Annotated in this window: 21 protein-coding genes; 15 read left to right on the forward strand and 6 right to left on the reverse strand. The window is 60.8% G+C overall.

Going from position 1 to position 22,526, the window contains the following annotated elements; all coding sequences use genetic code 11:
* Positions 1–21: 21 nt before the first annotated feature.
* The 6 genes from JNL86_08960 to JNL86_08985 form a co-directional block, all read right to left on the reverse strand.
* Positions 22–1,239, reverse strand: a complete 1,218-nt coding sequence (locus tag JNL86_08960) for a patatin-like phospholipase family protein (protein ID MBL8043032.1) — start codon at positions 1,237–1,239, stop codon at positions 22–24.
* 43 nt (positions 1,240–1,282) lie between these two features.
* On the reverse strand, positions 1,283–2,071 hold the full coding sequence (locus tag JNL86_08965) for an enoyl-CoA hydratase (GenBank protein ID MBL8043033.1): 789 nt from the start codon (positions 2,069–2,071) through the stop codon (positions 1,283–1,285).
* 79 nt (positions 2,072–2,150) lie between these two features.
* Positions 2,151–3,374, reverse strand: a complete 1,224-nt coding sequence (locus JNL86_08970) for a hypothetical protein (protein MBL8043034.1) — start codon at positions 3,372–3,374, stop codon at positions 2,151–2,153.
* Between the two features lie 33 nt (positions 3,375–3,407).
* On the reverse strand, positions 3,408–4,598 hold the full coding sequence (locus JNL86_08975) for a thiolase family protein (protein MBL8043035.1): 1,191 nt from the start codon (positions 4,596–4,598) through the stop codon (positions 3,408–3,410).
* Between the two features lie 27 nt (positions 4,599–4,625).
* Complete coding sequence (locus JNL86_08980) at positions 4,626–6,332, reverse strand: long-chain fatty acid--CoA ligase (GenBank protein MBL8043036.1); 1,707 nt, start codon at positions 6,330–6,332, stop codon at positions 4,626–4,628.
* Between the two features lie 29 nt (positions 6,333–6,361).
* On the reverse strand, positions 6,362–7,120 hold the full coding sequence (locus tag JNL86_08985; protein MBL8043037.1) for an iron-containing redox enzyme family protein: 759 nt from the start codon (positions 7,118–7,120) through the stop codon (positions 6,362–6,364).
* Between the two features lie 287 nt (positions 7,121–7,407).
* Between JNL86_08985 and JNL86_08990 the strand changes: the two genes are divergently transcribed.
* Genes JNL86_08990 through JNL86_09060 form a run of 15 tightly spaced genes read left to right on the forward strand, consistent with a single transcriptional unit; the run spans position 7,408 to position 22,526 of the window.
* A complete protein-coding gene (locus JNL86_08990) occupies positions 7,408–8,004 on the forward strand; it encodes a VOC family protein (protein MBL8043038.1) in 597 nt (198 codons plus the stop codon).
* 37 nt (positions 8,005–8,041) lie between these two features.
* On the forward strand, positions 8,042–9,157 hold the full coding sequence (locus JNL86_08995) for a homogentisate 1,2-dioxygenase (GenBank protein MBL8043039.1): 1,116 nt from the start codon (positions 8,042–8,044) through the stop codon (positions 9,155–9,157).
* The gene (locus JNL86_09000) at positions 9,154–10,149 is read left to right on the forward strand and encodes a fumarylacetoacetate hydrolase family protein (protein ID MBL8043040.1); all 996 of its coding nucleotides are present in this window, start codon (positions 9,154–9,156) and stop codon (positions 10,147–10,149) included. Before JNL86_08995 ends, JNL86_09000 begins: the two co-directional genes overlap by 4 nt.
* A 5-nt stretch (positions 10,150–10,154) precedes the next feature.
* Entirely contained in the window at positions 10,155–10,916 is a 762-nt protein-coding gene (locus JNL86_09005; protein ID MBL8043041.1) for a hypothetical protein, read from the forward strand.
* Positions 10,917–10,952: 36 nt separating this feature from the next.
* Entirely contained in the window at positions 10,953–11,954 is a 1,002-nt protein-coding gene (locus tag JNL86_09010) for a thiamine pyrophosphate-dependent dehydrogenase E1 component subunit alpha (protein ID MBL8043042.1), read from the forward strand.
* Entirely contained in the window at positions 11,951–12,943 is a 993-nt protein-coding gene (locus JNL86_09015; protein MBL8043043.1) for an alpha-ketoacid dehydrogenase subunit beta, read from the forward strand. Before JNL86_09010 ends, JNL86_09015 begins: the two co-directional genes overlap by 4 nt.
* 56 nt (positions 12,944–12,999) lie before the next feature.
* Complete coding sequence (locus tag JNL86_09020) at positions 13,000–14,145, forward strand: 2-oxo acid dehydrogenase subunit E2 (GenBank protein ID MBL8043044.1); 1,146 nt, start codon at positions 13,000–13,002, stop codon at positions 14,143–14,145.
* Entirely contained in the window at positions 14,142–15,326 is a 1,185-nt protein-coding gene (locus JNL86_09025; GenBank protein ID MBL8043045.1) for a thiolase family protein, read from the forward strand. The genes JNL86_09020 and JNL86_09025 overlap by 4 nt, the downstream gene beginning before the upstream one ends.
* 28 nt (positions 15,327–15,354) lie before the next feature.
* Positions 15,355–16,239, forward strand: coding sequence for an NAD-binding protein (locus JNL86_09030; protein MBL8043046.1), 885 nt, complete (start codon positions 15,355–15,357; stop codon positions 16,237–16,239).
* A 31-nt stretch (positions 16,240–16,270) separates the two neighbouring features.
* Positions 16,271–17,866, forward strand: coding sequence for a methylmalonyl-CoA mutase family protein (locus JNL86_09035; protein MBL8043047.1), 1,596 nt, complete (start codon positions 16,271–16,273; stop codon positions 17,864–17,866).
* Positions 17,863–18,711: an MBL fold metallo-hydrolase gene (locus JNL86_09040; GenBank protein ID MBL8043048.1), complete on the forward strand. Its 849-nt coding sequence runs from the start codon at positions 17,863–17,865 to the stop codon at positions 18,709–18,711. Before JNL86_09035 ends, JNL86_09040 begins: the two co-directional genes overlap by 4 nt.
* The gene (locus JNL86_09045; protein ID MBL8043049.1) at positions 18,702–19,109 is read left to right on the forward strand and encodes a cobalamin B12-binding domain-containing protein; all 408 of its coding nucleotides are present in this window, start codon (positions 18,702–18,704) and stop codon (positions 19,107–19,109) included. The genes JNL86_09040 and JNL86_09045 overlap by 10 nt, the downstream gene beginning before the upstream one ends.
* 13 nt (positions 19,110–19,122) lie before the next feature.
* Positions 19,123–20,727 (forward strand): methylcrotonoyl-CoA carboxylase, encoded by a 1,605-nt coding sequence (locus JNL86_09050; protein ID MBL8043050.1) that lies wholly within the window; start codon positions 19,123–19,125, stop codon positions 20,725–20,727.
* A gap of 25 nt (positions 20,728–20,752) precedes the next feature.
* Entirely contained in the window at positions 20,753–21,601 is an 849-nt protein-coding gene (locus tag JNL86_09055; GenBank protein MBL8043051.1) for an enoyl-CoA hydratase/isomerase family protein, read from the forward strand.
* On the forward strand, positions 21,579–22,526 hold the full coding sequence (locus JNL86_09060; GenBank protein ID MBL8043052.1) for a hydroxymethylglutaryl-CoA lyase: 948 nt from the start codon (positions 21,579–21,581) through the stop codon (positions 22,524–22,526). Before JNL86_09055 ends, JNL86_09060 begins: the two co-directional genes overlap by 23 nt.

The raw sequence follows: 22,526 nt of genomic DNA on the forward strand, positions 1-22,526 counted from the left end.
CGGTGTACTCCCTCCCTTCCACTACTTCGCCTTGCGCCAGGCCACGCCGACTGCTCCGATGCAAGCGGGCGCCGCCGCGGCCTGAGGCGCGCGCGGAACGGTCACCGCCCCAGTCGGGTCGAGCCCGGCAAGGCGACTTCGGGCCCGCTCCTCGAATCTGACGCGCGACACGGCAAGACCGTAGCGAGCAAATTGTACGGACAGCTCCTCGAACCGATCCCGCGCCATCGTCACCACTGACATGTATCCGGCTCGAAGGAGGTGGATGCGGTCGCGATAACTCAAAAAACTCCGCTCGAACAACAAGGCATCCTCCTCCACCGGGGAGATGACCAACATTTCCTTCTCCGGGTAATCATGCTCGAAACGTTCCAACGCCTGTGAAAAACGAGCATCGAAGTTGATCCTGGAGGCCTGTTCCCCGATGGACAAAAACCCACGCTCCCGCATTCGCTTCTCAGTCCCGCCGAGCAACGGCCCCATCGACGACCGGCGCTGGGGAGCCCGCGCCATGGGATTGATCATGATCATGAAGTCGACGTGTTTCCGAACTGCGATGTCGAAGAAGGCCATGCGACCGATCCCTGCATCAATGTAATCACGCCCCTGGATACGCACGGGGCAGAAATAAATGGGCACGGCAGATGAAGCGGTGACGGCACGGGAGATCGGCACCTCCCGCCAACCTTCATCGCCGAACATCACCCCATCGCCGGTTTCCAAATCGATCGCTGGAATATAGAGCTCCTTCGAGAGCCCGGCAAAGGTGTCGCTCAACTTTCTCGTCCGAAAGATCGCCGCCAGGTACGCAGCAAAAGGCTCGAGCGTGTAAATGCCGCTGGGCAGCGCATCTTGAGCCTTGTCGAGCAGATCGATGAGCGTCATTTCTCGATAATGACGTACATAGAGCTTGAGTAATGGAACCATCTGGCGGGTGACGCGCCAGACGGTCTTGAGTCCCTCTCCGATAGCGGGTGAAAAGACGTTGCGGTGGTCGAAATAGTAGGGCCTGGTTCCGGACAGATTGGTCTCCAGAATCTCTCGCGGTGTCACACCATTGGCGACCAACGACGCCGCAGCGGCTCCCGCACTGACCCCGACATAGAGATCAAGGTCATTCATACTGCCCCCGTCCTCGAACAAATCGTCCAGCGCGGTCAACGCACCGACCTCGAAGAGATAGCCCGTGAAGCCTCCTCCGCCCAATGCCAACGCCCGTTTGCCGCATGCCCGTGCCATCTCGCCCTCAGCATAGGATCGACCGCATCGCCTGCACAGACGTTCATCGATCGACGAAGTGTGGTTGCCGCTTCTCCAGGAAGGCGGCCACGCCTTCTCGTTTGTCCTCTGTCTCACAGAGCCCGCCGAACAGACGCGCCTCCAATGCCAGGCCCTCCTGCAGAGTCAGCTCCCTCCCCTCACGAATCGCTCGCAGCGACCCGCGCAGTGCCGTCAGACTCTTCGCTGCGATGTTCCGTGCCATCCCCTGAGCCTGACGCAGCAGATCTTCCGGCGCGATGACCTCAGAGACCAACCCGAGCGCCCTGGCCTCCTGCGCGGAAATCGAGTCGCCCGTCAGGATCAGCTCCATGGCCTTGGATTGCCCGACGATCCTGGGTAGACGCTGAGTGCCGCCGAAACCCGGCATGATGCCCAGATTGATTTCCGGCTGGCCCAACCGACTGCCCTCCGCCGCGAGACGGATGTGGCAACACATGGCCAGTTCCAGCCCTCCGCCAAGGCAGGCACCATTGATGGCAGCAATAACAGGTTTATCCAACGTCTCGATGCGATTCAGAATGGCCTGACCTTGTTGCGCAATCGTTACGCCCTCCTGCGACGAAGCCACCGCAGCCAACACGCGAATGTCGGCCCCTGCAACAAAGAATCGGCCAGTCCCGGTCAGGACAACCGACTTAACGGCCTCATCCTCGTCGCACTGGCCAATCGCCAGGCTCAGCTCAGCGAGAAGGTCAGGGGTGAGCGCATTCGCCGGAGGACGATTGATCACGAGCGTGGCCACTGCACCATCCACCGTGCAAGAGACCATTGAGCCGGTTGTTGTGGTCATACGAACCTCACCTGGTTCATCGGTTCAACGATTGACGTAACGAGCGGCGCACTGCCCGCCCACATGGCGGTGGCGACCGTCAATAGGGAAAAAACCCCCTGCCGGCCAGTTGCCCGGTAAAACCGGCATCCACCAGTCTTCGCAACATCGGAGCGGGCCAGAAGCGAATTCCCACACTCTCTGTGAACTTGTCCAACTGCCGGAGGACTTCATCGATGCCAAGTTGGTCGGCAAGGTGCAATGGCCCTCCCTTTTCATTCGGAAAGCCCGTGCCCGCCACCACCGCGAGATCGATATCACGCGCCGAGGCCACACCTTCCTGCAGCGCAATGACCGCCTCATTCACCATAGCCAACAGCGGCCGTGCCCTCGTCCACTGACGCCGAAAGCCCCCGCTGTGCTGCCGAGCTTGCTGCATGAGATCTTCGAGACCGTGATCCACGCCTCCCGTCTCCGCGCTTCCATACCGATAGAATCCCTGTCCGGCTTTGACTCCCATCCGTCCCGCTTTCACCATCGCCTCCAGCAACGGCGCCGGAGCCATTCGCGGCCCGTACGACCGGTGAAGAATCCGTGCAACCTCGAGCGCGATATCCAGCCCGACGGAATCCAACAGGGCAAAGGGGCCGACAGGCATCCCGAACGAGACCATGTCCTGCTCGATCTCGTTGAGGGACACGCCACTGTCTTGGAGACACCAGACGGCCTCGTTCAAATAGGGAGAGAGCAGCCGATTGACGAGAAAACCCGCGCATTCCTTCACGACGACCGGCGTCTTGCGGAGACCTTCCGCAAAACCGACGACATCCTCGACTGTGTGGGCATCCGTCGCCAACCCGGGAATGACTTCCACCAGCGGCATGGCATAGGCCGGATTGAAAAAATGCAATCCGATCACGTTGCCGGGACGAGTGGTTCCAGCCCCGAGTGCTGAAATGGATAACGCAGAGGTATTGGTCGCCAGGATGGCACTCCGCGCGCAGATGCGGTCAAGTTCCTGGAAGACTTGCCGCTTCAGCGCCAGATCTTCAGGCACAGCCTCGATGACCAGATCGACCCCTTTCAGGCCTTCGAGGTTCGGGGAGGCGGTGACTAACAGCATTTTTTCCTCCAGCTGTTCAGGCGTCATCTTCCCCTTGTCCACACGAGCCTCGTAAATCCTCCGCACCCCGGCGACGCCTTGCACGGCAAGAGCCTCCTGTCGATCCGCCACCACCACCGGCAGACCGGCATAACTCACCACTTCTGCGATCTGCGCGCCCATGGTTCCAGCCCCCAGCACTCCGACGGTGTAGATATACATCGACTCACCAGGCAGCCCGGCGCCGCCTCCTTCTCACACCTGCTCAAGCACCATTGCGGCGCCCTGTCCGCCGCCGACACACATGGCGACCGCGCCGAGCGAAGCCCCCCGCCGCCGCATTTCATAGAGCAAGGTGATCACCAGACGTGTCCCGGTCATACCGACCGGATGTCCCAGAGCGATCGCCCCGCCGTTCACATTGACGAGGTCCCGCTTTAACCCCAACACACGCTCCACCGCGAGGTATTGCGCGGCAAATGCTTCGTTTACTTCGAGCAACGCCAAATCGGCAAGACTCACCCCGGCACGTTTGAGAGCCAACGGCAGCGCCTCCGCCGGACCGATACCCATGCGGGTGGGATCCACGCCGACAAAGGCGTAACTCTTGATGCGTCCGAGCGGTCGACAGTTCAACTCACGCGCACGCGCGGCGGACATGACCATCGCCGCCGCCGCCCCATCATTGAGCGGGCAACTATTTCCCGCAGTGACGGTGCCGCCGTCCTTAAACAGCGGCGGGTAGAGTGCCAGTTGCTGTTCGGTCAATCCGACATTCGGCCCTTCATCCTGGGTCATCGTGACCGGGGCGACATCCCGCCCCGCCACCGATTTCGGGATCACGACCGGAAACACCTCCTCCTTGAGCCGCCCCTCGCGAATCGCTTTGAACGCACGCCGGTGGCTCTCCACGGCAAACCGATCCTGTTCCTCATGACCGATGCCAAACTCCTCAGCCAGGGTTTCCGCCGTCCGCCCCATCAGCTGACCACAAAACGCATCCGTCAATCCCTCCCAAATGCTGTCGATGAATTCCGCGTGGCGGAGACGTTTGCCCCATCGCATCTCCCGCGAAACAAACGGGGCGCGACTCATGCTCTCGACTCCGCCGACGATCTGCACGTCCGCATCCTCGCTCTGAATATTTTGGTAGGCGTTGACGAACGGTTGGAGGCCTGACGAACAATTGCGTTGGACCGAATACGCGGGCGTGCGAACGGGAAGACCTGCCAGAAGAGCGATGACACGCGCGACGTTATACGCATCGCTCGTATGCCCGACGGAACCGATGATGACCTCGTCGATGAGGTGCGGATCCACTTGGGCACGCAGGATCACTTCCCGCACGGCCAACTCACCCATCTTGTGGGGTGTCAGATCCTTCAGAGCGCCGCCGAAGTTGCCGATGGGGGTTCGTGCACCGGTCGTCACGACGACTTCTTTCACAGCGCCTCCTTGTGGCCGTCACCTTGCTTATCGCGTCGGCTGCGCATCCGTGACAGGCCTCTCCGCACCATCCCGCAGCGCTCTTCGCAACACCTTGCCGATAATGGTCCGCGGCAATTCGCTCCGAAATTCAATCACCGTCGGCACCTTGAATCGCGCCAGCGAGGTGCGACAGTGGTCGATCAGATCCTGTTCGGTCACTGACGTGCCAGAGATCGGCACGACATACGCTTTCACCGCTTCTCCGTAATGGTGATCCGGAGTGCCGACCACCACCGCCTCCTGCACGGCAGGATGCTGAGACAGGATCTCTTCCACCTCTCGTGGATAAACCGTCTCTCCCCACGGCTTGATCACGTCCTTCTTTCGATCCATGAAAAAGAAAAACCCGTCTTCATCCCGCCTCACGATGTCACCGGTATACAACCAGCCGTCTCGCAAGACGGCCCGCGTCTCCGCCTCGTTGTTCCAATAGCCCTGCATCACCTGCGGCCCGCGGACGACAAGTTCTCCTGCTTCGCCGATCGACACATCCCGATGCCCGGTCTCTACATCGACAATCCGTGCGTCCGTATCTGGAAACGGCACCCCCATTGAACCATGCGGATGCGGACCCTGAATCGGATTGCAGTGAGTCGTCGGGCCGGCTTCGGTCAACCCATACCCCTCTGAAATGGTGACCCCGCTCAACCGTTCAAATGCATCCTGCACATCGGCCGACAGCGGGCTGGCCCCGCAGAGACAGACCCGAATCGAACGCAGGTCGTGCCGGCGCGCCTTGGCACACTCAGTCATCATCGAGAACATCATCGGCACACCGGACATGATGCTGACCCCATGTTTCTGAATCGCCGTCATCACCTCGTCGGCTTGGAAGCGGGGGAGCAACACGATTCGAGAACCGGTCGCCACCGCAAGATTTTGGCACGTGCTCAACCCGTAACAATGAAACAGCGGGACCGCGCCCAGAAAGACCTCCTGCCCCTCACGGAAATTCGAACACCAGCGGCGGCCTTGCAAGGCGCTGACCACCACGTTCCGATGCGTGAGCATGACCCCCTTGGGGATACCGGTCGTGCCGCCGGTGTACTGAATCTGGGCCAGGCTGGTGGGTTCCACAGAGGGCAAGGACGACGTCTCGGCCTCCGTTGCCATAGGCACAGGATCGAGAAGTTCAAGAAAACCATACACCGGTGCAATCTTCTCCACCACGATCCAGCGCTTCGCCCACCGTGCTTGTAAGGGATACAACAGTTTTTTTGCAGTCGGCAAAAAGTCTCGCAGGCTGGTGACAATGATCCGCTTGGGCAGGCCTGCTCGCTCGCGAGCGACGCGGATGCGTGGATACAGAAGATCCAAGGCGACGATGGTCTCACTACCCGAGTCCGCGAGCTGAGTCTGAATTTCGCGCTCGACATACAGCGGGTTCATGGGCACGACAACGGCACCGGCCTTCATCGCACCATAGTACGCAATGACTGCCTGGGGGATGTTCGGCAGCATGAGCGCCACACGATCACCCGCCTGCACACCAAGCCCGCGTAGCGCCAGGGCAAAGCGAGTGGTGAGGTCATTGAGTTCACGGTAGCTGAGGGTCGTACCGTAGAAATGGAGTGCCGGCGAGTCGGGGAAGCGTGAGGCAGAGCGCCGGAGCAGGTCCGGAACGGTCCATTCCGGATAGCCGGAGGTGGCAGGCACGCCGGGATCATACCGGTTGATCCATGACCGAGGCATACACGCCTCCCCCTGGACCGGTGACGGGATTATCCCCGCAACTCGCTCCCACGCTGTGGCATTGCGTGGCTCCCTGCCTGCGCGGAACCAGCGGGCACCCGTTCGAGGCCCATCCAAAATCCTTCGAGATAGTCGAGCACCGCGTTCATCCCGAAGCGAAAATCACTTTTCTCACTCTCCGACATGCCGGACGGTGAGACGGATGCTGCACCGTCAATCGCCTCCATGGCTTGCGCCATGGCCTGCTCATGCCCAGCCTCAAGCTGTCGGTGAAACGTAAAGTAGGTCATGTCCATGTGAGGGTACCGGGTAGCCTGCACGATTGAGAGCCCGGGAATGAGTTGGTCCCACATCGTAATAGCCATGTTTTCGAGACCAAACGATGCGCCCAGTGCCGTCGTATGGTTTCGACTGCTGTACAACGCTTCCATGCCTTCAATGTAGGCACGCGTGGAGGTGCGCATCGGCGTCGTCATGGCTGCATGAACGGACATGCCGATGGAACGCAAAAACCGCCGATACAACAACTCGTGCCGATTCTTGACGAGTCCGTCGCCGAGCTCCGAATAGAGCACCCGGGTCAATTCATCGGCGACGGCTTCATCTTCAGTGTTGACCAGCTGGGCGGCAAGGATGCGCGGGAAACACCGCGCGAAGCTGTAGAACTGGATGGCAAACTCATCAAACTCTTCGTCACTGATATGGCCGGCCTGAAAGCGTGTCAGAAATGAATTGTGGATCGCTCCGTGTTGGAGCACTTCGGCGCGAACGTCGTCGTAAAACGGCATGGCGCACCTCCTCGCCCATCAGAGGATCGTGCCTCCTCCATTAATGCGATTTTCATATCACCTCGCCCTGATAGTCATTCGACGCAATGCGATAAAGGAGAAATGCATTTCGAACAACCGCCATTCACGATCATGCCAAGACTTTCTATTGCGTCGTACAAATAATACAGAATCTATATTGAATGATGCAACTACTTTGTTATATAGTCGGATCATGATCGATGCAGGACTCTCACGACAGATGAGACGGCGCGAGGTTCCACGCACACCGAGCAGGAGGACCCGCCATGAAAGACGCCATCGGCATTGACCACGTCACCTTGTGCGTTAAGAATCTGGCCGCCACACGATTTCTCTTCACACAGATTCTCGGATTCCATGTCATCTGGGCGGCGCAAGATGTCGGGAGCGACAAGTCCTCCATGGACACGGTCGTGGTCCAGAGAGGCGAGGCGAAGATCGCCCTCATGCAAGGGAGAAACAAAGAGCAGAAGTCCCAGATCTGCGAGTTCGTCGAGAAATACGGCGAGGGTGTCCAGCATATTGCACTTGAGGTGGACGACATCGATGCGGTCTGCCGTGAATGGGAAGCCCACGGCGTCAGATTCAGCGGAGACATCAAAGACGGCAGAGACGGCTTCGGGCCCCTGCGACAGCGCTTCACCTATCCCCTCTTCCCCGAATGCGGCCTGTTCCTGGAATTGACCCAACGGCAGCACGGTCGAGAGGAATCCAAAACGTTCGTACGCGCCACCGTCGAGGCGTTGTATCGAGACATCGAGCGGGATCAACACAGAGGCATCACACGAACGATCGTCGACTATGAGACCTTGCCGCTTCCCTTTGAAACGGCTGAGGCCGCCTCCCTTCAACATGCATCCTGAGACATCGAGCCGCACCTGACCGGTCAGGAGGTGTGCGATGTATCTGCGGAAACAAGGCACCGCCCCCAATCAGGCTCACGTCGGCATTCCCGAGGGCCTGTACGAAGACGAGCACGGTCGCCAGGGATTCTCGGGCCCTTCCTCACACCTCTATCACCGTCGGCCTCCGACCGAGTGGAGCCGGATCGAAGGCCCTCTACGGCCGCGAGCCTGTACCTGCACGGAATTACCCACTCCCGACCAACGCATCCCCGATGGGGGGCCGGTCATGATTCTCCAAAGTCCTGATGCGCGAGTCTGTATTTCACGCCGACACGCGACGATGACGCATTTCGTGCGCAACGCCGACGGTGACGAAATGATCTTCGTACACCAGGGACAAGGACGGCTTGAAACCGACTACGGCCTGCTGCCGTATGAGCCCGGCGATTACCTCGCCATTCCGAAGGGAACGACGTATCGTGTACATGTCGACCCCGCGCAGGACGACGGCCTCTTTCTGATCGTTGAAACTCAGGCTCCGCTCACCCTTCCGGAACGGGGTCCGCTCGGCCGGCATGCCTTGTTTGATCCGGGCGTGATCGTGGCACCGGAACTCGGCCCCTCCCCTGAGGATGCGACACTCCAGCGCGAATGGGAAGTGCGCATCAGACGCGCCGGGGAAGAAACTCGCGTCTACTATCCCTACTATCCCATGGATGTCGAAGGCTGGAAGGGTGATCTGTGGGCGGCAAAGTTGAACGTGCGTGACTTTCGCCCCGTCACCAGCCCCCGGTACCACCTCCCCCCCAGTGTCCACGCCACCTTTCACGCCGGGGGGCTTCTGATCTCCACCTTTGCACCACGGCCTTTGGAGACCGATCCACAAGCGCTGCGCGTCCCGTTCTATCACCGCAACATGGATTACGACGAAGTCCTGTTCTACCACCAGGGAGAGTTCTTCAGCCGCGCGGGCATTCGCGCCGGCATGTTGACGGTGCACCCACAGGGTATCCATCACGGGCCCCATCCTCAGGCGGTAGCCGCCAGCAAATCGAAGGACCAGACCAGTGAAGTGGCCGTCATGATTGAGTCGCGACACCCGTTTCGGGTGACGGCAGAATTTGAAACGGCGGAGTTCAAAGATTACGCCATGAGCTGGAGTCGGCCATGAAACTGGTGAGCTTCGACATCCACACTCCGGTCGGCACCTTCACGAGAATCGGCGCACACCGGGAGCATTGCATCATTGATCTCAACATGGCCTATGCCCGCCGGCTGGCCGACCAAGGAGAACCGCAGCCGCGCCGGCTGGCGGATGCACAGCTCCCGTCCACCATGTCGGAGTTTCTGGCTGGCGGCACCTCCGCAATGGAGGCGGCGCGGCATGCGTTGAATCACGCGGTCGCCCTCGGTACCTCCGCAACAGGCCCGGCCGGTGAAACGATGGCGTACGATCCCGGCTCCGTCTCCCTAAGGGCGCCGCTCCCCACCCCCTCGTCCCTGCGCGACTTCATCGCGTTCGAGGCCCACATCGCCGCCACCTCCAAGCGGCGCGGGCAACCGATTCCGCCTGAATGGTACAAGGCCCCGGTCTACTACAAGGGGAACCATCGGACGATCATCGGACCGGACCACCGACTTCGTTGGCCGTTGAACACGCACAAGTTGGATTACGAACTCGAGTTGGCCTGCATCATCGGGCGCCAAGGCATCAACATCACTGAACGTGACGCACCCGCATACATTGCCGGCTACACCATCATGAATGACTTCAGCGCGAGGGATATCCAATTTCAGGAAATGGCCTGCCGCCTCGGTCCCGCGAAGGGGAAAGACTTCGCCACGGCAATCGGTCCCTGCATCATGACGCCTGACGACATTCCTGATCTTGCTGCCCTGGAGATGATCGCCCGCATCAATGGAGAGGTCTGGTCGCGGGGACGATTCGGTTCGATTCACTGGTCCTTCCCGCAGATGATCGAGCATGTCTCCCGAGATGAGGCCATGTATCCCGGCGACCTCCTGGGCTCCGGTACCGTCGGCGGCGGCTGCGGATTAGAGCTTGATCGCTACCTCAAACCGGGAGATGTCGTGGAATTGGAAATTCAGCCGATCGGCATCCTTCGCACCACCATCGCCACACCAGATGAGAGGAGCGCGTGACCATCATGCTGTCATCCCTCGACAAATCGCCGGACGCCGCCAACCTGGAGCTGGTGGAACGACATCGAGCGCTCTATGAGGGGCCGGAGATCGACACCACACTCGCGCACCTCATTCGCGACACCCCCCGTCCCACGTTGTCTGCCTGGGATATTCAGCAACTCCTGCGCCGTTCGCGCGCCGTGTATTTCGACAGTCATGTCGAGGTGGTCTCAGGCCACCATACGGGTGTCTACCTTCGCTTCGAGGCCGTGGCTCGATTTCCAGATCTGATCACGCGTCTCGCGTCCGACATGGCGGAGTGGATCGTGGAGACCTTCGGGCATACTCCTCCGACAGGAATTATCACCACGTCATCGGATGCTCGGCTATTGGCCCAACGCACCAGCGAACTCCTCGCGGGGCGATTGCCGCTGCGGGTGGTCCTGACGCCGTTCAATCGACAGACGGGCAAAATCGGCACCGATCTGGTCCAAGGCACGATCGACACCGGAGAACGATTCCTGGCGTTGAATGATGTGACGACACGAGGCCTGTGCGTCAATAAACTGGGAACCGTGGTCACCGATCGCGGCGGACAGGTGGCGGGCATGATGGTTTTTGCCAGACGCGACAGCGGCCAGTTCCCGCTGATAGCCGAACTGACCAGCACCTACCCGTTTTATGTCGGCGTCGATCTCGAGATGCCCCAGTGGGAACCATCCGCCTGTCATCTATGCAGCGACAACAAACCGCTATTCCTCTGGAGGGATCTGCCCGAGCTGTAAACAGGACCGCGAACAACCGGGGCACAAGGAGGGGCTATGGACCAGGCCGCCGTATCGAAAGACATCCCTCGCAGCGACCTCCTGAACATGTACTTCTATCTCCGGCTGACGAGAAGCCTGGAAGACCGGATCAGCGCCCTGTACCGCCAGGGACGTATCGTCGGCGGCGTCTACACCAGTCACGGCATGGAAGCCATCGCGGTCGGCTACGCCTCGGCGTTGCAGCCCGACGATGTCATCGCTCCCTTTCATCGCGATATGGGAGCCTTTCTGATTCGCGGGTTCACGCCCGGTGAAATCATCGCCCAATATCTCGGCAAACAGACCGGTCCCACCAAAGGCAAAGACGGCAACGTGCACATGGGTGATCTGAAACGGGGGATGATCGGATTCGTCAGCCACTTGGCCGACAACCTGCCGGTCGCAGCCGGCGCCGCACTCGCATTCAAGATCCGGGGAGAGGCGCGCGTGGCCTTTGCCGGAACCGGCGACGGCGGAACGAGCCGCGGGGATTTCCATGAGGCCATGAACTTCGCAGCGGTCCGAAAACTCCCCGTCGTGTATTTCTGCACGAACAATCAATACGCCTACTCGACGCCGGTCTGCTATCAAATGGCGATCACGGATGTGGTCGAACGAGCGAAAGCCTATGGCATGCCGGGGGAAATTGTGGATGGCAACGACGTCGCCGCTGTCTACCTTGCCTGCCGTCGCGCCGTCGCTCAGGCCAGGACCGGCGCGGGCCCGACGTTTCTCGAGTTTAAGACGATGCGCATGCACGGGCATTCCGAACATGATGCGGCGAAGTATGTCCCGCGAGAATTATTGGAGGAATGGAAAGCCAAAGATCCTATTCTCCGGGCAGAACGGTTACTGATGACACTGGGCTACGCGGACGAATCCTATTTCCGCGATGTGGGCGAACGCGCCAAGAAAGACGTCGACGCAGGGGCGGAGTTCGCGGAACAGAGTCCGCTTCCGGAAGGGCGCGAGACCCTTGTCGGCGTGTTTGCGTCACTCGATGAGGTGTCGGCATGATCACCATACCCACCACCCAGGAAGTCACCTACGTCGACGCAATTTCCCAGGCCTTGGACGAAGAAATGAGCCAGGATGAACGGGTCTTCCTCATGGGGGAAGACATCGGCCTCTACGGAGGGGCGTTCAAGGTGACGGACGGCTTCCTGAAAAAATATGGCGAATGGCGGGTGCTGGATACCCCGCTTTCGGAATCAGGCTTCGTCGGCGCGGCGATCGGCGCAGCCATGATGGGGTTGCGTCCGGTGGTCGAGATGCAGTTTGCGGATTTTATTTCCTGCGCCTTCGATCAGATCACCGAAGTCGCCGCAAAGAATCACTACCGATGGGGCGCGGCGGTGCCTCTGGTCATCCGAGCACCGTTCGGCGGCGGGGTCCACGGCGGCCCGTTCCACTCGGAATGTCCCGAGGGCTGGTTCTTCCATTCGCCAGGGCTCAAGATCGTGGCCCCGTCCACCCCCTATGATGCCAAGGGGCTTCTCAAGGCCGCGATTCGTGATCCCAACCCGGTCCTATACTTCGAGCACAAGTTTCTCTATCGGCGTATCAAGGCCGTCTTGCCGCAGGAGGAATTCGTCGTGCCGCTCGGGAAAGCCGAGGTCAAACGCAACGGCCGCGACATTTCGGTCATCACGTATGGGGCGATGGTGCATCTGGCGTTGGAGGCGGCGGACCTGTTGAGCAAGGAAAGCCTCGAGCTTGAAGTCGTGGATCTTCGCACACTCATCCCGCTCGACAAGGAGACAGTATACGAATCGGTCCGCAAGACCAGCAAAGCCATCCTGCTGCATGAGGACAATAAAACCGGCGGCATCGGGGCAGAGATCGCCGCGCTCCTGGCGGAAGACTGCTTCGACTGTCTGGACGGGCCCATTCTCCGCATCGCCCCGCCCGACACGCCGGTGCCGTTTAGTACGCCATTGGAAGAATTCTTTTTACCCAAAGTGAGCGACATCGTCGCAGGAGCCAGGAAGCTGGCGGCCTATTGAGCTGCAAACGAAGCCGTGATCAGCTGACCGCCCAACGCTGAGAGCCTGAGGTTCACGTGGCAACCGATATCGTCATGCCTCAACTGGGGGAAAGCATCGCCGAAGGGACCGTCATCAAATGGCTGATCCCGCCTGGCGGCATGGTCGAAAAGGACCAGCCCCTGTTGGAGGTCGAAACCGAAAAGGTGGCACTCGATATTCCCGCTCCCGCCACCGGCGTTCTCCGCGAGGTCCTCGTGCAGGAAGGAGCGACCGTGCCGGTCGGGACTGTGTTAGCCAGGCTTGAGCATGAACCGGTGGAAACCGTGATGAGTCGGGTGGGAGGCATAGGGGTACGTGCTCGCAGCTCGGCTGCAGAGGGAGCGCCACACTATTCTCCGGCGGTGAAACAGGTGGCCCGTGAGCACGACATCCAACTGTCGGAGGTCACAGGCAGCGGCGAGGGGGGACGGATCACCAAAAAAGACGTCCTGGACGCCGTCGCCAAACGAGGCACCTCCACGCCCCCCCCTTCTGCCGCCCCAACGCTACCAAACGCGGAGGAGGAGCTGGTCCCGTTCAATCACATGCGAAAAACCATCGCGGAGCGGATGGTCTCCAGTCGCCGTACGTCGGCTCACGTCGCAACGTTTTTCGAAGCCGATTGCTCCGGTATCGAGCAGTTCCGCGCCGGTCGTTCATTGACCTACCTCTCGTTTGTCATCAGCGCCGTCAGTACTGCCCTGAGAGCACTGCCGATGGTGAATGCCAGCTGGCGCGACCACGGCATCGTGCTCAACAAGGCCCTGCACATCGGCATCGCGGTGGCGATCGAGGACGGCTTGCTCGTGCCGGTAATTCGTCATGCCGATCGCAAGGGACTGACGCAGATCGCGAAGGAAGTGGCTGATCTGGCACAACGCGCCAGAAGCAAGCGCCTGGCACCGGAAGACGTACTGGACGGGACGTTCACCATCACCAATCACGGCGGATTCGGCAGCCTGTTCAGCACACCGATCATCAATCAGCCGCAGAGCGCCATTCTCGGCGTGGGCGCCGTGCAGAAGCGTGCCGTCGTGATTAACGACGCCATCGCGATTCGGCCCATGTGCTACCTGAGCCTGTCGTTCGATCACCGGATCATCGATGGCGCCATCGCCGATCGATTCATGAGTCTCGTGAAGCAGCACCTGGAAACCAGCCACTGGGACACACGGCTATGAGCACCGGACAACGGGCTGTCATCGTCAGTGCGGCTCGAACCCCGATGGGTAGTTTCAACGGCGCGTTTAGCTCCATGCCCGCGCCTACGTTGGGCAGTCTCGCCATTGCCGAAGCGGTCAACCGCATCCACCTGCCTGGAGAGCAGGTCGATGAAGTCGTGATGGGATGCGTGCTCAGCGCCGGGCTGGGTCAGGCCCCGGCGCGACAGGCGGCCATCGGCGCGGGGCTTCCCCACAAGGTCGGAGCCGTAACCGTGAATAAGGTCTGCGGCAGCAGTCTCCAGAGCGTCATCATGGCGAGCCGGGCCATCGCCTTGGGAGAAGCACGTATCATCGTGGCAGGCGGCATGGAAAACATGACCCGCGCCCCGTTCCTGTTGGAAAAGGCCAGGCAGGGCTACCGCCTGGGCCATGGTGAATTGACCGACAGTCTCATCAAGGACGGGCTGTGGGATGTGTACAACCAGTTTCACATGGGCAACGCCGGAGAACGGTGTGCGGCCGCCTATCGGTTTTCCCGGCAGGAGGTGGACGACTTTGCCCTCGAAAGTTATCGCCGCGCACGTGAAGCGATCACCGGCGGTTCATTCACCAGAGAGATTGTCCCGGTCGAGGTGCCCCAGAAAAAAGGCGCACCACTCAGCGTCGCGGACGATGAGGAGCCGAACCGGGTCGATCTCTCAAGGCTGCGGCACCTGAAGCCCGTCTTTCAGGACGACGGGGTCTTGACGGTGGGAAACTCCCCTTCCTGCAACGACGGCGCGGCGGCACTGGTCCTGATGGCGGAGGAGGAAGCCCGGCGATTGGGGCTGACACCAATGGCTAGGATTGTCGGATATGCGGGAACCGCGCTGGCGCCTGAATGGTTCACCATCGCCCCGATCGAGGCCATCCGCCGCCTGCTGTCACAGACCGGATGCGCCATCGGAGACATCGACCTGTTTGAAATCAACGAGGCTTTTTCCGCCGTCTCGCTCGCCATCAATCGGGAATTGGGCTTGGATCCGAAAAAGGTGAACGTGAACGGCGGGGCGGTCGCGTTGGGCCATCCCATCGGCGCAACAGGAGCGAGAATTCTGACCACGCTCCTGTACGCAATGGAAGCCCGCGATGCCCGCCGCGGGCTGGCCGGGCTGTGCATCGGGGGTGGCGAAGCGCTGGCGCTTCTCATCGAACGTTGAGGAAGGACCGCAGCGGGAAGGAACCGGGATGACCATCGACGACGTCAAAACCATCGGTGTCGTAGGCGCGGGACAGATGGGGCGCGGCATCGCGCAGGTGCTGGCGACCTCCGGGTGGAATGTCTTGCTGGTGGACGTGGCGGAAGAAGTCCTGGAGGAGGCCACCAGGAAACTCTGGCAGGGTGTGACCAAGGCCGTCGAAAAGGGAGCCCTGCGCGGCGACCAAGCCGGTGCAGCCATGGCCATCATTCACCCCATGCGGCACCTGCAACGCTTGCGGGAGGCGCAGGTGGTCATCGAAGCGATCCCGGAAGATGCGGTCATGAAGCGGGCGCTCTTCGCCCAACTGGGTCAGGTCTGTGAGCCGTCGACCCTGCTGGCCAGCAACACCTCTTCGATTTCCATCGCGAGTCTAGGCATGGCGTCGGGCCGACCGGATCGCGTGCTGGGCCTGCATTTCATGAATCCCGTTCCGGTCATGCGCCTGGTTGAAGTCGTACGCGCCATCGGCACCTCCGAGCAGGCTACGCACCTCGCATTAGAACTGATCCGGCGAGCCGGAAAAACGCCGGTCGTCTGCAAAGATTTTCCCGGCTTCATCGTCAATCGCGTGCTCATCCCCATGATCAACGAAGCCATCTTCGCGCTGGAAGACGGCGTGGCGACGGCAGAAGAAATCGATCTCGCCATGGTGGAAGGCACGCACCATCCCGTCGGTCCCCTGGCCTTGGCGGACCGCATCGGCTTGGATACGGTACTCGCCATCTGTGAGGTGTTGCATCAAGATCTGGGTGATCCCAAGTTTCGTCCTTGCCCTTTGTTACGCAAGTATGTGGAGGCGGGCTGGCTCGGCAGGAAAAGCGGGCACGGGTTCTATCAATACGGAGAGCAGCCTGCGATGCAGATCCCCTGACTTCCCCGTCGCTGTACTGGAGGGTCGCGTCATGAGCGAGCGGACATCTCGACGTACCTCTCTCTCCGATCTCGAGATCGAACCGGTCTACACACCCGACCATCTCAAAGGCTGGAGTGCCGAACGGGATCTCGGCCTCCCGGGCGCATTCCCCTACACCCGCGGCATCCATTCGACCATGTACCGCAGCCGCCTTTGGACCATGCGGCAATTCGCGGGCTTCGGCTCGGCAGACGACACCAACCGCCGCTTCCACTACCTGCTCCATCATGGTCAAACCGGACTGAGTGTCGCCTTCGACTTGCCGACACTGATGGGACTCGACTCGGATGATCCACGGGCCCTAGGCGAAGTGGGTCGTTGCGGCGTCGCGATTTCGTCTCTGGCCGACATGGAGCGGCTTTTCGACGGCATTCCGCTGGATCAGGTCACAACCTCGATGACGATCAATGGGCCGGCGGCCGTACTCTTCGCCATGTACCTCGCGGTCGCCCGCAAACGCGGCATGCCCTTTTCGCAGCTCGGCGGCACCATCCAGAACGACATGTTGAAAGAGTACATCGCACAAAAAGAGTGGCTGTTCCCACCTGAGCCTCACATGGCCTTGATCGTCGACACGATCGCCTACTGTGCCGAGCATCTCCCCAAATGGCATCCGATCAGCATCAGTGGGTACCACATCCGGGAAGCCGGATCGACGGCGGTTCAGGAGCTCGCCTTCACCCTGTACGACGGGCTCACCTACGTGGAGTCCGCGAGACAGGCCGGACTCGATGTCGACACGTTTGCGCCGACCCTCTCCTTCTTTTTCAACGTGCACAATGACTTCTTTGAGGAGATCGCCAAGTTTCGTGCGGCTCGACGATTGTGGGCGCGTGAAATGGAACGGCGCTATCATCCCAAGAATCCTCGCTCACTTCAGCTCCGGTGTCATGCCCAGACCGCAGGATGTTCTCTCACCGCGCAACAGCCGATGAACAACGTGGTGCGGACTAGCCTCCAGGCTCTGGCGGCCGTGCTGGGTGGCACACAGTCGCTCCATACCAACTCGATGGATGAAACCTTGGCCCTCCCGACGGAAGAGGCGGTCAAGCTCGCCCTCAGAACCCAACAGATCATCGCGACTGAGAGCGAGATCGTGAATACCGTCGATCCATTGGGCGGATCGTTTTTCGTCGAGTCGCTGACGAATCGCCTGGAAGAAGGAGCTCAGGACTATTTTCGCCGGCTCGACGAAATGGGAGGCATGATCAGGGCCATCGAACAAGGTTTCCCGCAGCGTGAGATTCTCGAGGCGTCACAGCGGTATCAGGGACAGCTCGAGCGGGGCGCACGGGGTCTGGTCGGCGTCACGGATCATGCAGAGGAGACACCCTGCCCGATTCCTATCTTGCGGATCGGCCCGGAGGTGGAACAGGAGCAGGTGGCACGACTGTCGGATCTGCGCAAATCACGCGACCCCTTCAGAATGGCCGGGGCCTTGGAAGAAGTGCAGGAAGCGGCAGCCTGTCATCAAAATGTGATCCCCTCCCTCATTGAGGCCGTCCAAGCGAAGGCGACCGTGGGCGAGATTTGCAGCGCATTGCGCGAGGTGTACGGAACCTACCGCGAACCGGTGGTGTTATGAAACTGGGAGCATTCCACATCCATCCTGTCACGGATGGCCGATTTCGACTCGATGGCGGAGCCATGTTCGGTGTCGTCCCCAAAACGCTCTGGGAACGCTGTTGCCCCGCGGATGAGCACAACCGCATTCCCCTCAGCTTAACCTGCCTGTTGATCAAAGCACACGGGAAGAATGTGTTGGTGGATACGGGGCTGGGCGACAAAGAGGATGCGAAATTTCATTCGATCTTTGCCGTCGAACGCACGCCGACGCTCAGCGAATCCCTCGCGCAGCAGGGCCTCAGCCACGACGACATCCATCTGGTCGTGAATACGCATCTGCACTTTGATCACGCCGGAGGCAACACCGTCGCCGCCGGCCCGCAATCCCTGAAGCCGGCGTTTCCCAAAGCCACCTACTGTGTCCAACTGGGAGAATACGAAGACGCGGCTCAGGCCAATGAACGGACGAGGGCCAGTTATCGCCATGAGAATCTGACGCCCGTCTCACACGCGGGGCAATGGGAATTCATTCGTGGAGACACGGAACTCCTTCCAGGCGTGACCGCGATCGTCACGGCCGGGCATACCCGTTACCACCAAAGCGTGAAAGTGGAGTCCGAAGGGAACACCGCCTTCTTTCTCGGCGACCTCATTCCCACCGTCTCACATCTGCCTCTTCCCTACATCATGGGGTATGACCTCAACCCGGTCCGCACCCTGGACACCAAACGGTGGGTGCTGGAGCAGGCCGTCGCCGGACATTGGCTCCTGATCTTCGAACATGACCCGTTGGTGCAGGCCGGTCATGTCAGAAAAACGCCGGCAGGCACGTATGTGCTGGAGGAGGTGCGGCTATGGCAGTAGCAGCGTCCCCCTTGCGGATTTTGATCGGCAAGATCGGACTGGACGGACATGACCGGGGCGTCAAACTCGTGGCGAGAGCGCTCCGCGATGCCGGGGTGGAGATCATTTATACCGGGCTTCACCAGACGCCGGAGCAAGTCGTGGCCACCGCCATCCAGGAGGATGTCCATGCCATCGGACTCAGCATCCATTCCGGCGCCCACAATTCACTGTTCCCCCGGGTACTGCATTTACTGCGTGAACAGGGAGCCGGCGACATCACCCTGTTCGGCGGAGGAATCATTCCCGATGAGGATGTGCCGCGGTTGAAAGCGGCCGGCGTCCAGATGCTGTTTCGCCCGGCGACGCCGATGCACGACATCGTGGAGTTTGTGAAGGGACTACACGCCGAACGGTAAGGAGCACCTCACGATGCATGCGCTGCCCACCGCCGTGATGCGTCATTCGGACGAATTCACCCGCAACCGTGCGCATTACGAACAGCTGGCCGCCGACCTACGGAAACATCTCACGTGGTCGCAGGCGGGCGGCCCGGCCGACGCGGTGGCGCTTCACCAGCAACGCGGCAAGCTGACGGCGCGTGAACGGATCACGGCGTTGCTCGATCATGGCTCGCCCTGGATCGAATTGAGCCCACTCGCCGCTCTCGGCCTCTACGACAACCGTGTGCCCTCCGCCGGCATCATCACCGGAATCGGTTCCGTTTCGGGGCGATGGTGTGTCATCACCGCCAACGATGCCACGGTCAAAGGCGGCACGTACTTCCCCATGACCATCAAGAAGCATCTGCGGGCGCAAGAGATCGCGCTCGAGAACCGCCTGCCGGCGATTTATCTGGTCGACTCGGGCGGCGTGTTTCTCCCGTTGCAGGCAGACGTGTTTGCCGACAAGGAGCAGTTCGGGCGGATCTTTTTCAATCAGGCCCGCATGTCAGCAGCGGGAGTCCCCCAAATTGCGGTCGTCATGGGCATGTGCACAGCCGGCGGCGCATACGTGCCGGCAATGTGCGACGAAAACATCATCGTCAAGGGAACAGGCACCATCTACCTGGCCGGGCCGCCGCTCGTCCAGGCGGCGACCGGCGAGAACGTCACCAGCGAGGAGTTAGGCGGAGCCGATCTTCACACCCGCGTTTCAGGCGTCAGCGACCATTTGGCGGAACACGATCTCGACGCGCTTGACCTGTGTCGCGCCTCCGTCGCCACGTTGGGACGCCGACCGCCGAAGGTACGTCGCGAGCCGGTCGAGGAGCCACTCTATCCGGCCGACGACCTCTACGGCATCATTCCCTGCAATCCCCGTCAGACGTGGGAGATTCGCGAGATCATCGCGCGTCTCGTGGATGGAAGCCGCTGGCATGAATTCAAGGCCCGGTATGGGTCGACACTGGTCTGCGGGTTCGCCCATTGGATGGGCCATCTGGTGGGCATCGTCGCCAACAATGGTGTGTTGCTGCCGGAGTCTGCGCTGAAAGGGGCCCATTTTGTCCAGCTCTGCTCGCAGCGTCGTCTTCCCCTGCTGTTTCTCCAGAACATCACCGGCTTCATGGTCGGCAAGGAGTATGAAGAGCAAGGGATCATCAAGGATGGAGCCAAGATGGTACAGGCGGTGGCGACGGCCGACGTGCCCAAATTCACCCTCGTCGTGGGCGCGTCTCACGGAGCCGGGAATTATGCGATGTGCGGCCGGGCCTATGGCCCACGATTCCTCTTTACCTGGCCGAATGCCAGGATCTCGGTCATGGGCGCACAACAGGCCGCCCAAGTCCTGGTCACGGTCAAGCAGCAACAACGAGCACGGGACAGCGCGCCGTTGTCGGATGACGAACGGCGGCGGCTCACCGAGGCAACCGTGCGGCAATTTGAACAGGAAGGCACGCCCTATTTCAGCAGCGCGCGCCTGTGGGACGACGGCATTCTCGATCCCATGGAGACGCGCAGGGTGATCGGGATGTGTCTCGACATCGCGGCAACAGTGCCAAGCAAGGACAGCCGCGCGCCGGTGTTCCGCATGTAGAAGGTTCACGGTCGAGGAGCACGCGATGCATCAATTCACCACCCTCATCGTTGAATCACAGGGCATGATCGGCAGGATCACGCTCAACCGGCCGCACCGTCGAAATGCGTTTGACCGTACGATGGTGACCGAACTCCAACAGGCGTTTGAGGCCGTGACACAGGTACCGGCGCTGAGAGGAATCGTGCTGGGAGCGGCCGGCTCCGTCTTCTGCGCCGGGGCAGACATTCAGTGGATGCAGGCAGAGTCACCCGTCTCCGAAGCCCAGGCAACGGAAGATGCTCACCAACTGACACGCATGCTCCACGCAGTCGATGAATGTCCTTGTCCGGTCGTTGCCAGAGTACAGGGCTCCGCCTTCGGAGGCGGACTCGGCCTGTTGGCAGCCTGCGATATCGTCGTAGCCGCGACGGATACGACCTTTGCCCTGAGCGAGACCAGACTCGGACTGGTCCCGGCCGTCATTGCCCCGTTCCTGCTGCGAAAAGCCGGAGAATCGTTTCTCCGGCGATATGGCCTGAGCGGTGAATTATTCGACGCGTCATCGGCCCAACGGTTCCAGCTGGTGCACGACATCGTTCCACTGCACACGCTCGACACTCGCATCATCGAACTGACGGACGCACTCATGCGTCTGGCACCGTTCGCAGTCAGGGACAGCAAAGCCCTCTTTCGTCGGATGTCGACCCTGTCCGATCCTGACCGCCGCTCGCTCGGTACGGAGATCAACGCGCATGCCCGCCGAGGAGCGGAAGCCGCGGAAGGCCTTGCGGCATTTGTAGAAAAGCGTTTACCCTCGTGGGCTCATTCACCAGACCGGCAGTCGACAGAGGAGGCCACCTCGTCAGACCATGGCGCTCTTCGGCACACATGACCTGCCTCGACCGTCCGTTCGCATCATCGAAGTGTCTCCACGCGACGGACTTCAGCACGAATCGGCGTTTGTGCCCACGATGCGCAAGATTGCCCTGATCAACGCCTTGTCGCGAACCGGTGTGTCAGAAATCGAAGCCGGCTCATTCGTCTCCCCCACCGCCATTCCCCAGCTGGCGGATTCAGACGAAGTTTTCCGGAGCATCGAACGAATCCCCGGGGTCACGTATTCGGCCTTGGTGCCGAACGAGCGCGGCCTTGAGCGGGCTCGAGCTGCAGCCGTCAAAAAAATCGCCTTATTCACGGCCGCCTCGGACAGTTTCACTCGCCACAACATCAAATCCACGGTCCGCGATTCACTGAACCGGTTTGCGCCCATCATCCGAGCGGCCGAACGGGACGGCATATTGGTGCGCGCCTACATCTCCACCGTGGTGTTTTGCCCCTATGAAGGACGCGTGACGCCAAGGCGGGTGCTGGATGTCATGCAGCAGTTGTTCGACCTCGGTGTGAGCGAGCTCTCGCTGGGTGAAACCGTCGGCAAGGCTGCGCCATCGGATCTTCGCCGATTGCTCGACACCGTGATCGCCCACATCAACCCGGCTCGGCTGTCCCTGCATTGCCACGACACCTATGGCCTGGGAATCGCCAATGTGCTCACAGCCTGGGAGGACTATGGCATCACGGCCTTTGACTGTTCGGCCGGAGGGCTGGGCGGATGCCCCTCTGCGCCGGGCGCCTCCGGCAACGTGGCGACAGAAGATGTAGTCTTTGCCTTGAAAGCCTCCGGCGCGATAGTTCCGGTGGATGAACTGTTGGTGGCGACCTGTGCGCGGCAGTTCGCGGAGCTGCTGCAGCATCCGCTCAACTCCCGGCTGTCCCAACTCCCGCATCCGTGCGAATCATCCGCGGCACTGAAGGTGTAA

The sequence above is a fragment of the Nitrospira sp. genome (genome assembly GCA_016788885.1).
Classification (GTDB): domain Bacteria; phylum Nitrospirota; class Nitrospiria; order Nitrospirales; family Nitrospiraceae; genus Nitrospira_A.